11 protein-coding genes are annotated in these 17,290 nt (G+C 45.8%); all 11 read left to right on the top strand.

Going from position 1 to position 17,290, the window contains the following annotated elements:
* Window positions 1–287: 287 nt before the first annotated feature.
* On the top strand, window positions 288–581 hold the full coding sequence (spoIIID, locus tag JKM87_RS07315) for a sporulation transcriptional regulator SpoIIID (RefSeq protein ID WP_202079518.1): 294 nt from the start codon (window positions 288–290) through the stop codon (window positions 579–581).
* A 139-nt stretch (window positions 582–720) separates the two neighbouring features.
* Entirely contained in the window at window positions 721–1,710 is a 990-nt protein-coding gene (mreB, locus tag JKM87_RS07310; protein WP_202079515.1) for a rod shape-determining protein, read from the top strand.
* 93 nt (window positions 1,711–1,803) lie between these two features.
* The gene (locus JKM87_RS07305; RefSeq protein ID WP_202079513.1) at window positions 1,804–2,787 is read left to right on the top strand and encodes a flagellar hook-basal body protein; all 984 of its coding nucleotides are present in this window, start codon (window positions 1,804–1,806) and stop codon (window positions 2,785–2,787) included.
* Window positions 2,788–2,924: 137 nt separating this feature from the next.
* On the top strand, window positions 2,925–3,791 hold the full coding sequence (locus JKM87_RS07300; RefSeq protein ID WP_202079511.1) for a flagellar hook-basal body complex protein: 867 nt from the start codon (window positions 2,925–2,927) through the stop codon (window positions 3,789–3,791).
* A gap of 30 nt (window positions 3,792–3,821) precedes the next feature.
* Window positions 3,822–4,103: a DNA-directed RNA polymerase subunit beta gene (locus JKM87_RS07295; RefSeq protein WP_202079509.1), complete on the top strand. Its 282-nt coding sequence runs from the start codon at window positions 3,822–3,824 to the stop codon at window positions 4,101–4,103.
* Between the two features lie 110 nt (window positions 4,104–4,213).
* A complete protein-coding gene (locus tag JKM87_RS07290; protein WP_202079507.1) occupies window positions 4,214–4,747 on the top strand; it encodes a CDP-alcohol phosphatidyltransferase family protein in 534 nt (177 codons plus the stop codon).
* Between the two features lie 177 nt (window positions 4,748–4,924).
* Window positions 4,925–5,359 (top strand): 3-hydroxyacyl-ACP dehydratase FabZ, encoded by a 435-nt coding sequence (gene fabZ, locus JKM87_RS07285; protein ID WP_202079505.1) that lies wholly within the window; start codon window positions 4,925–4,927, stop codon window positions 5,357–5,359.
* Window positions 5,360–5,497: 138 nt separating this feature from the next.
* Window positions 5,498–6,463 carry a UV DNA damage repair endonuclease UvsE gene (uvsE, locus tag JKM87_RS07280; RefSeq protein WP_202079568.1) on the top strand — a complete coding sequence of 322 codons (966 nt, stop codon included), beginning with the start codon at window positions 5,498–5,500 and terminating at the stop codon, window positions 6,461–6,463.
* 245 nt (window positions 6,464–6,708) lie between these two features.
* The gene (locus JKM87_RS07275) at window positions 6,709–8,169 is read left to right on the top strand and encodes a hypothetical protein (RefSeq protein WP_202079503.1); all 1,461 of its coding nucleotides are present in this window, start codon (window positions 6,709–6,711) and stop codon (window positions 8,167–8,169) included.
* A 284-nt stretch (window positions 8,170–8,453) separates the two neighbouring features.
* A complete protein-coding gene (locus JKM87_RS07270) occupies window positions 8,454–14,534 on the top strand; it encodes a S8 family serine peptidase (protein ID WP_202079500.1) in 6,081 nt (2,026 codons plus the stop codon).
* Window positions 14,535–14,791: 257 nt separating this feature from the next.
* Window positions 14,792–17,218 carry a S8 family serine peptidase gene (locus tag JKM87_RS07265; protein ID WP_202079498.1) on the top strand — a complete coding sequence of 809 codons (2,427 nt, stop codon included), beginning with the start codon at window positions 14,792–14,794 and terminating at the stop codon, window positions 17,216–17,218.
* Window positions 17,219–17,290: the final 72 nt, after the last annotated feature.

Genomic DNA, 17,290 nt, shown 5'->3' with positions numbered 1-17,290 from the left:
TAGACTCAAAAAGGAGATATTTTGGAACTAAGATTCGAAACTAAAAAATAGTTTTGTTCCAACAATCAATATAGCAGAAGATCAAATCCATACGTTTGATGAGAAAGCTTGTCCAGTAGGAAAAGCTTTTTTTTTTTCATTTGCGAAAACGGAGAAACAAACCATTGTTTTTTAGGAAAAAACAAAAAAAAAGGTCTTTTTAGCTTGTCAGGCTTGGATTTGTAGAATATATGCTCTTCCTTGTCAATATAATGTATCAGACTAAACCGAATAGGGAGGCGAGGGGAGTGCACGATTACATCAAAGAACGGACGTTGAAAATCGCTACGTACATCGTGGAGACAAAGAATACGGTCCGCATGATAGCTAAAAAATTTGGTGTTTCAAAAAGTACAGTGCACAAAGATCTAACCGAACGACTACCCGACATTAATCCAGAACTAGCAAATGAGGTCAGAGAAATTTTGGAATACCACAAGTCAATACGACATTTGAGAGGAGGAGAAGCAACAAAGGTTAAGTATAAGCAGCCCCCTTCTGGTAAAATAGAAGGTGAGGATTTGGCTGAAGCGAACACCTAGATTTTCCATGTGTATGACATTAAAACAATAGAGGAAAATCCCTGAGTCATATCGAAAAATATATTAAAGAAAAAATCGAAATTTGACGCTATTTTTAGTATGATATAGATATTGTTGATTGATACAGGGAGGGCAAGGCATGCTGACAAGAGATATTGGTATAGATTTAGGAACGGCAAACGTACTTATTCATGTAAAAGGGAAAGGAATCGTTTTAAACGAGCCTAGTGTAGTCGCGATTGATAGCAAGTCAAATAAGGTTTTAACCGTTGGACATGAAGCGAGACGTATGGTTGGACGGACACCGGGTAACATAGAAGCGATTCGTCCCTTGAAGGACGGTGTCATTGCAGACTTTGATATTACAGAAGCGATGCTCAGATACTTTCTACAAAAAATAGGGGTAAAAGGGTTATTTACATCTCCTAGGATACTTATATGCTGTCCAGCCAACATTACTTCCGTTGAGAGAAAAGCCATCATTGAGGCGGCAGAAAAAAGCGGTGGTAAAAAAGTGGCCTTACAGGAGGAACCGAAAGTGGCGGCTGTCGGTGCAGGAATGGACATCTCACAGCCGAGTGGGAATATGGTCGTTGATATTGGCGGTGGTACGACTGATATAGCGGTATTATCTATGAATGATATCGTCACCGCCTCTTCTATAAAAATGGCTGGGGATAAGTTTGACTACGCCATTGGAAATTACATAAAAAATCAATACAAGCTCGTGATAGGCGATCGCACAGCAGAGGATGTCAAGATGAATATTGCCACCGTATATCCTCAAGGACGCCAAGAACAAATGGACATTCGAGGGCGTGATATGGTATCAGGTTTACCTCGTACCATTACCATCCACTCTGAAGAAATTTATACGGCATTGGCAGAGCCCGTTTCTAATATAGTCATGGCATCCAAAAGTGTGCTCGAGCGTACGCCACCAGAGTTGTCGGCTGATATCATTGATCGTGGTATTATCCTTACAGGCGGTGGGGCACTTTTACACGGGTTGGACAAGCTTTTATCAGACGAGTTGAAAGTCCCTGTTCTCATCGCAGAAGACCCGATGGCTTGCGTCGCTAATGGGACAGGCATGATGTTAGAGAATTGGGATAATTATATTAACTAATGCCACCCATTAAGGCATGGCAAAGGACGAACATCCATTTAGAGTCATCCTATATGTGATAGATCTTTGATGTGGTCATAAGGGGGGGTCCATATGTTTAGAGGGATATATACTGCTGCATCAGGTATGACGGCGACAAGTCGCAAGCAAGAGATGCTTACTAATAACTTGGCAAATGTAGAAACGGCTGGCTTCAAGCAGGACCAGAGTTCACTGCGGGCTTTTCCGGATATATTAATGTACCGGATGAACGACAATTATGGTTCACAAGTCAAAGGTCAACCTCAATTGAAAGGACAAGCGCCTTTGGGGGTGCTACACACCGGTGTGTATTTACAAGAAGGGGCTCTCAATTTTCAACAAGGGGATGTACAAGAAACACACAGAGACCTCGACTTTGCGTTAGTAGACCAGCATATGCCTGTGAATCCTGAAACAGAGGCCAGAGGGCATCTGTTTTTCGCAGTAGAAATCCCAGAGGAAGCCTCTACAGAGAACGATACGGATGAGGACCTTGACATCGAAGAGCCGGGGAATGAGGAAGAAATGTTAGAAAATGAAGCTGAACAAACATTTGAAAATATACGTTTTACACGTAATGGGCAGTTTACCATCGATGCTGAGGGATACCTTGCGACGGAGGAGGGCTACCGCGTACTAGATGATCTCGGAGACCCAATCTACGCGCCTGACGGGGCGAGAGTGGCTGAAAATGGTCAACTATACGTACAGGAGGATGGGGAGGAAGTTCCGCATCTTGCCCGTCTATTCTTAGCTTATACAGAAGAGCCACAGTCGATGGTTAAGGAAGGTCACGGATTATTACGATTCGATGGTGAAGATGAGAATATATCAGAACTAGCTGATGTTGATTTTTTAATCGACTTAGAAGAAGGTTCAGCGACGAGACCGTTTAGTGTGCTACAAGGTTACGTGGAGCGTTCTAATGTGGACCCCACACAAACGATGACAGACATGCTGAACACGTATCGTATGTATGAAGCGAATCAACGGATTCTGCAAGCGTATGACCGCAGTGCCGAGAAGGCCGTCAATGAAGTGGGACGTATTTATTAACCCTTTGCTATAAAGTGGCCCCCTTTGTAGCCATTAGTAAGAGGGGAAGGTTCATACAGAGGATAAACGAGAACGAGAACTAGGAAAAGCAAAGGATTCAATGAGCGGTAAATCGTATATAGGAGGTGTCGGCTCAAGTGAATACCCAGATGGTGACGTCGGCTAATACGTTAAATGAGCTACAGAAAAAACTAGATACCCTCTCCCATAACGTTTCAAATGTGAATACGGTTGGATATAAGCGAAGAGGGGCGTCATTCCAAGACTTACTCACTCAACAAGTGAACAATCAACCCCACCCTCACAAAGAGGTCGGGAGACAAACCCCCGAGGGCTTGAGAGTTGGGCACGGGGCGAAGATCGGTCAAACGACGTTACACACCGCCCAAGGGGCCCCACAAGAAACAGGGAGACCCTTAGACGTCATGATTGAAGGAGAAGACGTCTACTTCCGTGTCCGTCAAGCGTGGGTTGATGAAAGTGGTACCGAGCATATTGAAACGGTCTATACGAGAGACGGGGCATTACAGCTCAGTGAAGACCCAGAAGGGCTCGGATATGTACGTCTACAGACCAAACAAGGATTACCTCTTATTGATCAATACACGGGTATGAGTATATCCTTCGATCAAAATTATGAAAGTATCGATATCAAATCTGATGGGACAGTAGAAGTGTATTACCCAGACGATGATGTACCGGAGGAATTTCAACTCAGTGTGGCAAAAGTCAATAGGCCCGATCAGCTCCAAGCCTTGGGAGGAAACCTATTCGGGTTAGAAGGTGATGAGGAAGCCCTCCTGGGAGATAATGTGCTCCGTCGTTTTGACGTCAATGATGAAAAACCTTATGCTGTAAGACAAGGAATGCTTGAATTGTCCAATGTAGACCTTTCCCAAGAATTAACGGAGATGATTGTCACGCAAAGAATGATGCAATTTCAATCGAGATCAATTACAATAGCAGATGAGATGATGGGATTAGCAAACACGATCAGAGGATAACCCTTCTGTTGGAAAAAAGGAGTATGTCTTATGGTACAGGAGAATGAACAACAAGGACAAACCTCACAACCGAGTGCTCAAAAGAGCGAAGAGAATAAAGCAGTGAAGAAAAAGAAGACAAATAAGAACAAGAAAAGAAAGAGAAGTAAAGTCGGATCATTCTTTATGAAGTGGCTTTTCATTCTATTTTGTTTACTTGCGTCTGTCGTTGCGGGTCTATTAGTGGGCTACGCTTTAATCGGTGACGGTGCACCCAGCGATGTTTTCAAAATTGACACTTGGAAGCACATTTATGACTTAGTCTTTTCATAATCGTCGTTCTCGATAATACAATAGACATAACAACTTATAGCGTTACGGAATTGACCTTGCTTATCTTTATTGCGTTTTAGCTACGTTTTCGCTCAAAGAGGAGGAAACCTATGAACGTACCAAATATGATAACCATTGCAAGGTTTTTCTTAATACCTATTTTTATTCTTGTGTTTTTTTCAGGTCATGAATTGGCAAATCTTTACGCCTTTGTCATTTTACTCGTAGCAGGTTTAAGTGATATGCTAGACGGCTATTTAGCGCGTAAGCATGGGTTAATGACTGAGATTGGTAAACTACTTGATCCGCTTGCAGATAAATGTATGATGATTACTGTCATTTGTTCCTTTCTCATCGATCAGCGTATATCAATGATTGCAGCAGGGTTCTTTTTTTTCCGAGATATTGCTATGATCCTGATATCTGCTGTCTTCCATTTTAGGAACAGTCGCATTCTAGCCTCTAACTTTTTTGGCAAAGCATCAACCGTTTTTTATTACGTCGTCTTCTTATTCCTCATGTTTCAATTCCCATACTCTGAAGCATTGTTATGGGCCGCCATTATCTTTTCGTTTATAACAAGTTTTGTCTATCTCATCCATTTTGTTAAAGCTCATGATGAACTGAAAAGAGCTTCTCAGTGACCTTATGTCACTGAAAAGCTCCTTTATGTGAACCCCACCCCTCTAGAAAAGTTGGGGACATCGTTAGTTTGTGCACATAGCGTCTTGTTTTATGCTATATTATCACTAATAGTGTAAAAAGAATAATTAAAAAAATGAATGAAAAAGAATCAATGAAAAAGAAGGAGAAGGATACCAATGCTGACAACAGAACAGATCAAGGCGATTATTCCTCATCGTTACCCTTTTTTACTTGTCGATCGTATCACAGAGGTGGAAGAAGGGAAGCGTGCCGTCGGGATTAAGAACGTGACAGCGAATGAAGACTTCTTTAACGGACATTTTCCTGACTATCCTGTCATGCCGGGCGTCCTTATTGTTGAAGCCTTAGCTCAGGTCGGAGCGGTTGCCATTCTGAAAAAAGAAGAGAACCAAGGGCGTCTAGCTTTCTTTGCTGGCATTGATCACTTCCGATTCAAAGGGCAAGTCACCCCTGGGGATCAACTGGAATTGGAAGTAGAAATGACGAGACTTCGCGGAAGCATCGGCAAAGGGCATGCTACAGCGAAAGTGGATGGCGAAGTGGTCGCAGAAGGCGATTTGATGTTTGCTTTAGGGGACAAGCAATCTTAAGTAAGGGGATGCTACAGCACTGAGAGCTTATACCTGCTTGGGACATATTTTGTCATTTCCTAGGAAATATTGCGAAACAAAAATACATACGAAAAAGAGGGGTATACTAATACCAAAATGAATTTGGAGTGTGTTAATATGACCCTTGTACGGTTGGGCTATGTGGGGATGAGTGTCCATTTGCAAAACGCCTCTCCATCTCAAACGATGACGTTTACGCAATTTCAGAAGTTGGGAGATCGTGAAGCGGCTATTGGCAAGCTTGAAAGAATTGCCGTGTCTAACTTAGAAAACTGTCTACGCCTGTTAAAACATAACGCAGCCCATGACATTCATTTTTTTCGCTTTAGCTCTAGGATCGTTCCCCTCGCTACTCACGAAGAATTAAAAGGGTGGCACTATATGCAAGCTCTTAAGGAACCTTTGGCTCAGTTAGGTGAGTTCATAGATAAGCATGGCATGCGTGTGGGCTTCCACCCGGACCATTTTGTTTTAATAAACTCACCTCGGGATGAGGTTTTTAAACCTTCCTTAGAGAATCTAAAAATGCATTATTTATTGTTAAAAGGCATGAATGTGGACACGGAGCATCGTTGTGTGATGCATGTAGGTGGTGACTATAAAAAGCGGGACGATGCTCTAGAACGTTTTGTCACCAACTGGGGACGTGTCCCGCATGCCATTCAACGGATGATGATGTTAGAAAACGATGATAAATCTTTTCATCTTGAGGATACGCTGTATTTATGTGAGAAGCTCCAAATACCGCTCGTGTTTGATTACCATCATCACCTAGCCCATCATCATGACATACATTGGGAAAAACAATGGGACCGCGTCTTACAGACCTGGGCACACTCCCCATTGCCTGTTAAGATGCATATGTCTAGCCCCAAAAGTGAAACGCAGTTCAGAGCACACGCCGAGTATGTCGACCTGGACATGTTCATGGATTTCTTGCAACAGGTGAAAGGGAGCTGTGAACAGATTGACTGCATGATTGAAGCGAAAAAGAAGGATGATGCTTTATTTAAACTCGTCAAGCAGTTGCGAAAAGATCCTCGTGTAGAAATGGTCGATCAAGCTAGCTTTAGGCTGAAATAGCTCTCGCCCCCTCCTATTTCCCGTATTCACTCAAAAAATGTCTATCAATCCCCCAATGTGTCACCTATTGTCTGAATGTTAAGTCTATTATCCTATTTACTATAAATGTAAAAACATGATAGTTTTTTCATATATAACGAGAATGGAGTGATGACAATTTAAAATCAGTGTCTAAAGTTGCCGTTCGTTTCAGTTTGCTGACATCTAGGCATAGACATAAATCAACTCATAGGAGGAGATTGTCTTTGAAGAAAGCTGTGATCATGTTAGTAGGATGTCTGGTTGTGAGTCTCTTTAGTTTAAACATGGTAGGCGCCGAGCCATCAACACATGAGCTTGAATTACAGAATATTGAGGGTGAATTTATACAACCAGGAGAAACGACCCAGAAAGGGGAAGCATCTCAAAGCAAAGACAAGGTTCAATTAGACATTGATTTAAAACAAGCCGATGGGACTGTGAAAGGATTAGGGACCATCGTCCACAACGGTACGAAACACACACTTGAGCTTCAGGGTGATTTGTATCCGGTTAAAGGAGATAGTCCCTATGCAGGCAAGTTAGTATTAGGTGATCTAAAAGCAACGGAAGATTACAAGGTGCTTCAATTCAGGTTGGACCAAGCAACATCTGACCAGTATGATGCTAATGGGACAACACTCACGATCGTCTTGGAAAATCAGGAAAGTGGGGAATGGTTGAGATTCCAGACGAAGGTAGATCAAAAAGATTTCGATGCTTACCAACAAGGATCGGATGTGCGCCTAGCTCATAAAGGAATGGAAGAAAGTGAAGTAATTGAAAAAGTGATCACATTACTAAATATGCACAATAAAGCGAGTGATGGGGATCAGACACCTCATAGCATACAGGTGGAACAAAGCGGTACAGCCGATACGGAAGGTGAATATACAATGGATTCACCGATCACAACACAGTCTTGGACAGACATACGAGTCAACTTTAATGAATTAGATCGTATGTTCAGAGACTTAAAGGACCCGTACACAGATAAGGTGAATCTGTCCAACTATAACTTACCCGAAAGCTTATTCAAAGGATCGGGCTGGAAACGGGACGTTGATATAAGCTCCTCTCCAGGCTGGAATTACTATGCACGGGGTGCTGATCAAGGGGATTATACGATCACGCAGATCACAGCCTTTCAACATGATTCAAGCTTTCTAGGTTGGTCCGGGCTGAGAAACAGCTTTGACACTGCCTTTACGTACCGACACGGGATGATTATAGAATACGATCACTGGACAAAAGATATAAGTGTCATGTACTACGGATGGGGGTTATCCTTAGAAGACCTGCAAATGGTACAAGGCGCTTTGGAGGATCGAAATGTTTATTACGCTCAGACGTTAAGCGGGCAGAACTTGTCACAGAGTGGTAGCAACGTGATTGGCTACTTCGTAGGCCTCATTCCCTACGGTGACAAAGTTTATGATCTTTGGAATACACTACAACACTCTACAAATGAATCACTTGGGCAAAGGGAGCGATTTATCGGAAGCACTTATGAGGAGCAGCGTAATATGCATAACGATCATGTCTATCGCTCCGCTTCTGGGAACTTAAGCAATTGGGACTTTGATCGAGAAGGCGCAAACACCAACCTTCTTGGCGAAATCCACTCCGGCGATGGCTATATTAATCTACGGTGGTCATTCCAAACGACTGTTGTTTCAAACCTATAAGGATGTAGATGTTTTAACCTTACGTCTTTCTAGATCAATCTATTGTTATGTACCATAATATGAACAAAATAAAATGATAGAGCGCGGACGCCCAGGTGAGATGGAGACACTTGGGCGTTTTTATTTTTCGTTTTTATTTTGGACAATACACAATTAGTACGAACCACCTATGAAATCGACAATCTCTATCATTCTTTTCGTGTTAATATAATCCATTAGTTGGAAGGTAATGACAAATTATTCTCTAATTGTATGTGTATAAGAGAAAGGAGAGTGGTTTTGTCATGGTCAGCCAACGACGTATTTGGGCATCACTGTTAATATTCCTGTTAGTATTATCTTCATTTTCTGGGCTAGGTGTACAAGCCCAAAGTCAGCCAGACGTATCTTTTGATACGATTGAAATGTCCTCAGCTGAGGAGAAGGTGTCACCTGAAGTACAGGATGCGTTCAAAGAAGACGCATTTGTAGATGTACTGATCAAACTCAACTCACAAGTGGACACAAGTCAGGTGGTAACTGAAGCGCGTCAGCAACATACGGCTCAGACCACCCAGTATCAGGAAAAGATGAATGTACGTTATGCTGTTGTCGATGCCCTTCAAACACATGCAAAAGAAAGTCAGAAGGGCATTCTTACGTTTCTGGAAAAGCAACAAAACAACGGTGAAGTAAAGGAAATCAACGCTTACTTTATTGTAAACATGATTCATGCCAAAGTGAGTAAGGAAGTCGCGGATACGCTTGCTAAACGAGGAGACGTAGCCTCTATACTACCAGATGCCCATATAGAAATAGACTGGCCAGAAGAACGACAACCGTCTCAAGCGGGTACTGAGGAAAGCAGCACAGAAACAGAGGCAACCTCTACGTCCTCACAGGAAGATGAGTCACAGGGAGATGAGCCCCGTACACAGTCCGTGGAATGGAACATAGACCGAGTGGAAGCACCTGCGGTTTGGGATACGTATGGTGTAGACGGAACGGGTGTTGTCGTGGGCCTCATTGATACCGGTGCAGATTGGCAGCACGAAGCACTCATGGACAACTGGCGTGGTTATGACCCTCAACAACCTGAGAACCCCAATCCAGTTGGAAACTGGTTCGATGCTGTAAACGGTGAAGAGATGCCGTACGATATCTCTAGTGTGCCCCACGGCACTCACGTTTTGGGGACCATACTGGGGCAGGATCCGGCTGGAAATGAAGTGATTGGGGTTGCCCCCGGTGCTCAGTGGATTGCCGTTAAGGCTTTCACTGCCGCAGGTGGTCAGTCCTCTTGGTTACTAGCCGCCGGTGAATATATGCTCGCCCCTATTAATGAAAATGGCGATCCCGATCCTAGTCTAGCACCAGACGTCATTAATAACTCTTGGGGCGGTGGTCCAGGCCTAGATGAGTGGTACCGCCCTATGGTCCAGGCTTGGAGAGACGCGAACATCTTACCCGTTTTTGCCGCAGGGAACTCCTCAGGTGGGTCTCAACCCGGTTCGGTCAGTACCCCTGCAAACTACCCTGAAAGTGTGGCTGTAGCCGCAACAGACAGTCAGGACTTGCGTGCGAGCTTCTCTAATCAGGGTCCAGGGCCATATGACGATGATATAAAACCAGATTTATCAGCACCTGGGGCCAATATCCGATCGTCAGTACCAGGTGGATATGAAGCGGGATGGAACGGGACATCGATGGCATCTCCGCATGTCGTAGGGACAGCGGCCTTGATGCTCTCTATGGATACGGCACTCGCAGTGGATGACCTAGAAGAAGTCATGCTCGATACGGCTCGTCCTTTAACTGATGATCAATATGAAGACGCCCCTAACTACGGTTACGGTTTCGGTTTGGTCAACGCGTTTGAAGCAGTGGCCACCATTGCTCAAGGGCGTGGTGAAGTCGTGGGGACAGTCACAACGGAAGGACAAGACGATACATCACCGACCATCTCACACGACCCTATAGAGCAATTATATGCAGGGTTGGATGTGGAGATTGAAGCGTCCGTTGAAGATGATGTTGCGGTGACAAAAGCGGAATTATGGGTAAAACCGGATGACGCCACGTATTGGACCGTTATTCCGATGAATCGTGTCTCAGGAGACCATCAATCTGGGTCATACAGAGGCGTCATCCCGTGGATGTTTGTACAAGAACCGGGACTGACGTATCAGATTAAGGCTGTGGACTACGGACACAATCTGAGTGAAACGGATGAGTACCCTGTTGAAGTTCAATTCGGTGTACGTCCCGATGAGTATGAGACGGATTTCTCTCAATCTCCATTAGGTTGGGACCTGAGTGGTGACTGGGAGTGGGGGCGACCGTCAGTTGGACCGAGCCCGATTGTTGGAGAACAATTAGTGGCTACGAATCTAGCAGGTGAATACAGTAACGGGTCAGATAGCTACATGCTGATGCCGCCATTAGATCTAAGAGATACCAATGAAGCGTCTGTCAGGTTCAACCATTGGCACGATATTGAGAATAACTTTGATGAAGGCGTCCTTGCGATTAGCGATGATTACGGAGAGACATGGGATATCATTGACGTCTTTACAGGACGAGATCAAACATGGCGTTCATACGTCGCTGATCTCAATCAGTATGTTGGGTCTGAGAATCCAGTAATGGTGCTCTACGGCTTTTTCTCAGACGGGTCAGTGACTTACCCGGGTTGGTACGTCGATAATGTTCAACTCAAAGGTGTAGATCACGAACCTCCGAGTGCGCCTACAGCTTTAGAGGCATACAGTACAAGTTCAGGTATCTTGTTACAGTGGGAGGCACCAACAGATCCTGATCTAAAAGGGTACACCGTCTATAGATCAGATTCAGCGGGGGGAGCGTATGAACCAATTGGAGAGACCACAGACACGAGCTGGACAGATAGTCGTGTTGAAGCGCATCAAACGTACTATTATGTTGTCACAGCTTACGATTACTCTGACAATGAAAGTGAATTCTCCAACGAGGAATCTGCAACAGCTTTAGAGACTGTAACCTTATACTTCTCAGATTTTGAAGCGGATAACGGCGGCTTCGTTACCGATGGAGATAGCAGTGAGTGGGAATGGGGCATACCCACGAGCGGCCCTGGTGAAGCGGCATCAGGAGAAAGTTTGTGGGCCACAAACTTAAGCGGTGACTATAGCAACAGCTCAGATAGCGGGATCATGAGTCCTACGCTAGACCTCACTGATGTTCAAGACGCCGAACTCACCTTCACACATTGGTATAACATTGAACGAAATTACGATCAAGCGTACGTCAGAATAACAACGGATGACGGTGCCACTTTTGAAGACATCGCTTCTTATTCTGAAAGAAGAGGTGAATGGTCGGATGTGACCATATCTCTACGTGACTACGTCGGGGAAGAGATTAGGATACAGTTTCTATTCACCTCTGATCTGTCCGTCACCTACCCAGGCTGGTATATCGACGATGTAAGGGTAAGCGGTGTGCGAGACGCTAGCACGCTAGAGGTGATGAGCGATGAAGCAAGCGTTGACAGTGAAGAAAACCAAGCTGAAGTCGTGGCCGAAAAGCCTGAAGAAGACAAACGAGAAAAACTTGAAACGCTTTTAAGTGAGTTCCAACTACAAGAAGACGAATCAGCCTATACGTTTTATGATGAAAGTGAAGCCACGCTTCTTCGTTCTAGTGGTTTACCATTAGACGCCGTATTAACCGTGGTAGAAACAGGGCGTAGTGTTCGAACGGACCCTGCCACGGGAGAGTATCGACTGATCCACCCTGCTACAGAAGAAGGTGAACAATGGACGTTGCGGGCAGAGTCCTACGGTTATCACTCGGAAGAAGCGACGTTCAGCTTGGCCGATGAGGATAGACTTGAACAACACTTCCAGCTTGATCCCGTACCAAGAGGGGACCTCGTTGGGGAGGTTGTGGATGAACGAACGGGCGCACCGATTGAACAGGCACAGTTAAAGCTCGTTGAGGATCACAGAGTGCCTGCTATTCATACGGATGAGCAAGGCTCCTTCCATTTTGACGATGTGCTAGAAGGGTCCTATACACTAGAAATCAGCGCGGACAACTATCACATCGCTAGAGAGACGGTCCATATCGACGGTGAAGAAGAAACGAGTGTGGCCATCGCGCTTAAACCATTCATTGGTTATGATCAGATGATCGCCTATGATGATGGCACTGCGGAGAACGCGCGCGCCTTCTACGATGAAGGAAACGGTTGGGCCATGCGGATGAGCCCAGACGGACAAGCCCAAATTAAAGGAGCTAGTGTTTACCTTTGGGGAGAAGACTGGCCTACGCCAGGCGCTGATGCGTTCTCTGTTACGATCTACGATTCACAGACGAACGGGCAACCAGGAGAGAGATTAATAGACCCGGTGGTTGTTGACGGTGAAAGAGGGGGTTGGAATTACGTTGACTTGTCTGAATTCGGTCTCAGCACAGACCAAGACTTTTATGTCGTCTTTGTCCAGATCGGAGATAACCCTGATACCCCTGGTTTAGGTTTCGATGAAGACGGGACCTTCTCTGACCGTGCCTATATGGTGGTAGATGGGGCTTTTCAAAAGCTAGACGAGTCCTATGGTAATGCCATGATTCGGGCCAACGTGTCTTACGCCTTATCTTCACCTACCATCACGGCACCTGAGGACCAATCATTTACAAATGAGACACACGCAGTGGTTGAAGGACAAGTACAGGCGGACAGTGTCATTCGTATTTACCGTAACGAAGAACAAGTCGCAGAGGCGACAAGTATCGATCAAGCCTTCCAAGTGGAAGTCCCACTAGAGGAAGGAGAGAACCACATACAAGCCACAGCATCAGTAGAAGCTGGGGAAACGGACCCTTCCGAGGCGATTACCGTTATACGTGATACGGTGGAACCCGAGCTATATATTGATGGACCGACTGATGGATCTGTCACGAATAAAGAGGTAGTGACAGTCACGGGTCAGGCGACGGACGAATACCTCGCTCAAGTGACGGTCAACGATGAAGCGGTGAGTGTGGACGATGATGGTGGTTTTGCCCATCGCATCATGTTGGATGAAGGCCAGAATACGCTCTCAGTAGTCGCTACAGACCAAGCGGGAAATGCCGCCACAGAAACTTTAGAAGTAACCGTCAATACCGAAGCGCCCGTTTTATCTGAGCTACAACCGAGTGAAAATGTCCAACTTTATTCAGGAGAACAAGTGCAGGTGTCCTTCATGAGTGAAGAAGGAGGACAGGCCACATTTGCTATTCTCTTACCGATGGGTACGGCAGATGCCGATGCCGAGTCCCAGACCCGAATCCAAATGGAGGAAGTGACCCCGGGTCACTATCAAGGGCAATGGACGGCACCTGAGCATGTCCAATTCGAGGATGCGACGATTGAAGTCACTTTCGAAGATCAAGCAGGAAATCAGGTGGTCGAGACCACGCCTGGGAAACTGAGTGTCGTTGCAGAGAATCCCCCACCAACAGAAGAAGATATTTCAACCTACACCACTCGTTTACCCGCAGCGCAATTGGTTGAAGCATCAACACTGGTCAGTCAAGAAGGATGGGCACAATCAGACTCCGTTATTCTAGCTCACACAGGCCAGACAAGCGAAATATTAGCGGCCACGTTGTTGTCCGCTCAGTGGCAAGCACCGATACTTGTGACAGACCCGTCACAGCTGTCTGCTGAAGTGCAAGAAGAGTTGGCACGTCTGAATGCGAGAGAAGTGACATTACTAGGCAATGCCAACATGATCTCTGATCAGATCGAACAAGAACTCGACACGTTAGGCCTAGACGTGACGAGACTGACAGGGAAAAACACGGACGAAGTCACCGTCTCGATTGCGGAAGTAGCGGGTATCACCCCTGATACGGCTGTTTTGGTGCACCGTGATGATCATGACAAAGCACTAACGGCCGCTAGCTACGCTGCAGTCCAAGGGGTGCCTATCTTCTATACGGATACGAGAAAAGTCTCCAATACGGTTAATAAGGCGCTAGAGGCGTTAGACATCAATCAGCTTATCGTGCTCGGGAACGAGCAACGCATAGAAGATCATGCCTTACGCAAGTTACCGACTGCAGAAAGGGTGTGGCACGATTCAAGCGTTGAGCTAAGCTATGTGTTAGCTGATCGATTCGGATTAGGTTCCGATATTGTCCTCGTATCCGCTGATGCGTATCATGCCGCTCATACCAGTGGTACACTAGCAGCTCAGAAAAACACCGGAACGATTTTAGTAGAAGACACCGTGAGTGATGAATTGGAAACGTTACTGAGCACAAATGCGATCACGCATGCTTATCTCGTTGGTGAAGACCCGACGATTAGTGGAGAAGTCCAGTATCAGATTGCACGCATATTAAAAAACAACTGATAAACACCTCCCATCATAAACACATCTCCTAATCTCCCATTTTATATTCCTCTCAATGCCTCACAGAGGCTGTCTAAATGCGTCAAACACCGTCATTTAGACAGCCTCTTCTTGATACAAAAGCGAGCGCGTGACTCGTTTAGCGAACAGCCTTGTTCATGTCAGCGATAAATAGGACTTTAGACGCAAGGGTTTTTAAACATTATGGTCTAATATAGTAGTGTTAGAAAATTATGAAAAGCGGGGTGTCACAAAGCATGAAAAAAGTTTTTCGCCACAGTATTGTCATAACAGCCATTTTTGCATTGCTCTTATCGACTCTTGGTACAGGCGTCTTAGCCCAAGGCGTCGCGAATGAAGAGGGACAGCATGAGCCTGCGCCGTTATACGGAACGTTTGATTTACAGAGTGATGAGAAGGTAACCGTGATGGTAGAGCTACAGGAACCGTCCATCATGGAAGCGAAGCACCAAGGGCAGGCACAAGATAAAAAGGCCCTGGCCACAGAAAGAGAGCAAGTCGTTTCAGCGCTAAAAGCTAAAGTGAGTGACTTGCAGGTAAACAGGGAGTATGATTATCTCTTCTCAGGATTATCCATCGACGTGCCTGCCAATGAGCTGCCGCACGTGTTAGCTGTCACAGGGGTGGAGGCGGTTTATCCTAACGTGACCTACGAGATGACGTCCGATGACAACCTTATAAGCTCAGAAGCGTATACGCCGCACATGGCAGATAGTGCGCCATACATAGGAGCGGATACCGTATGGGAAACCCTCGGTTACACGGGAGAAGGTGTAACAGTGGCTATCATTGACACGGGTGTAGACTATACCCACCCCGATTTAACCCATGCGTTTGGCGCGTACAAGGGATGGGATTTCGTCGACAATGACAACGATCCACAGGAAACGCCCGTAGGGGACCCACGAGGGGGTTCCACACGTCATGGTACGCACGTCGCTGGTACAGTGGCTGCGAATGGATTAATTAAAGGTATCGCGCCAGATGCGCAATTATTAGGGTACCGTGTCTTAGGACCGGGTGGCAGTGGGACGACAACGGACGTTGTCGCTGGCATTGAGAGAGCCGTACAGGATGGAGCAGATGTGATGAATTTGTCCTTAGGTAACTCACTTAACAATCCAGATTGGGCCACAAGTATTGCACTCGATTGGGCGATGGCAGAAGGCGTTGTGGCCGTAACGTCAAACGGTAACGCCGGTCCTAACAATTGGACAGTGGGTTCTCCAGGAACATCACGTATGGCCATCTCAGTGGGTGCGACACAACTGCCTTATAACGTTTACGACGGTGTGATCACAACCACACAAGACGTATATGACTACCCGTCGTCAGCTGTCATGGGTTATGAGTCGGAGGAAGATCTACTCGCACTAGGAGAGGGCACCTTCGACATGGTTTATGTTGGAATGGGGTATGAAGAGGATTTTGCCGGCAAAGACCTGAATGGGAAAATCGCCGTCATAAGCCGCGGTGAATTTGCGTTTGTAGATAAAGCAACCAATGCTAAAAATGCGGGTGCCGTAGGCGCCATCATTTTCAACAATGTTGAAGGTGACATTCCCTATGAAATACCGGGTATGGCTGTTCCCACACTGAAGCTTGACGATGTTGACGGGCAAAAGCTCGTAGCTGAGATTGAAGCTGGTTACCACGAAGTCAGCTTCGGTATCAACTTTAGTAAGCAAATCGATGAGACCGTTGCCGATTTCTCCTCTCGTGGCCCGGTGATGGATACATGGATGATCAAACCGGACGTGAGTGCACCTGGTGTGAATATCACAAGCTCTGTCCCAACGCACAATCCTGATGATCCTCATGGGTATGCATCCATGCAAGGGACGAGTATGGCTGCGCCACACGTAGCGGGAGCTGCAGCGTTATTACTTCAAGCCCATCCCGAGTGGGGACCTGAACAAGTAAAGGCAGCGTTGATGAATACCGCTGAGCCATTGTTTGACCCTAATGGTGATAGCTATAAGCATAATGACCAAGGGGCAGGTAGCATCCGCTTAGTTGAAGCAATTGAGGTCGACACGCTGGTCAGTCCAGGTAGCCATTCCTTTGGTGTTTTCGACAAGGATGCTGGACGACAAGTAGAAAGACAGCATTTTACCATTGAGAATCTTTCTAATGAGACCAAACGCTACGATATTAGTGTCACATTTGATGATCAGCCACAAGGTATTGACGTGAAAACGAGTCAGAACACAAAAGTCGATGCCCACAGTGCTAAGGCCGTCAATATGAACGTTCGCGTCCGCGCTGATCAATTAGAGGCTGGTTACTATGAAGGGAAGATCCTTATTTCGGATGGAGAACATACGACTGAAGTGCCAACCATCCTTTTTGTACAAGAACCAGATTACCCAAGGATTACAAGTTTTTCCCTAACCGAAACTGAAGAGGGCTATGAGTACACTGTATACCTCCCAAGTGGAGCAGAAGAAGTGGGGCTCTGGGTATACACCGCTTCCCCATTTGAATATGTTGGGGATGGTGGGGTGCACCTTAACGTCAGTGGTGAAGACTATGAAACATTAACTTGGGATGGCAAAGTGAATGGGGAAGCTTTGACACCTGGCACATATTACGTCTACGCTTATGCAACAAAACAAGGGCAGACTGACTACGCCGGCCCCGAGACACTTACCATTGACTGATGTTAGCATATTGGGATATAAATCAAAAAGAGAATGGGACAACGCCCCATTCTCTTTTTGATCTCAGACTGT

The sequence above is a fragment of the Caldalkalibacillus salinus genome (assembly GCF_016745835.1).
GTDB classification, from domain to species: domain Bacteria; phylum Bacillota; class Bacilli; order Caldalkalibacillales; family JCM-10596; genus Caldalkalibacillus_A; species Caldalkalibacillus_A salinus.
This window is presented reverse-complemented; position numbering and strand designations above follow the sequence as displayed.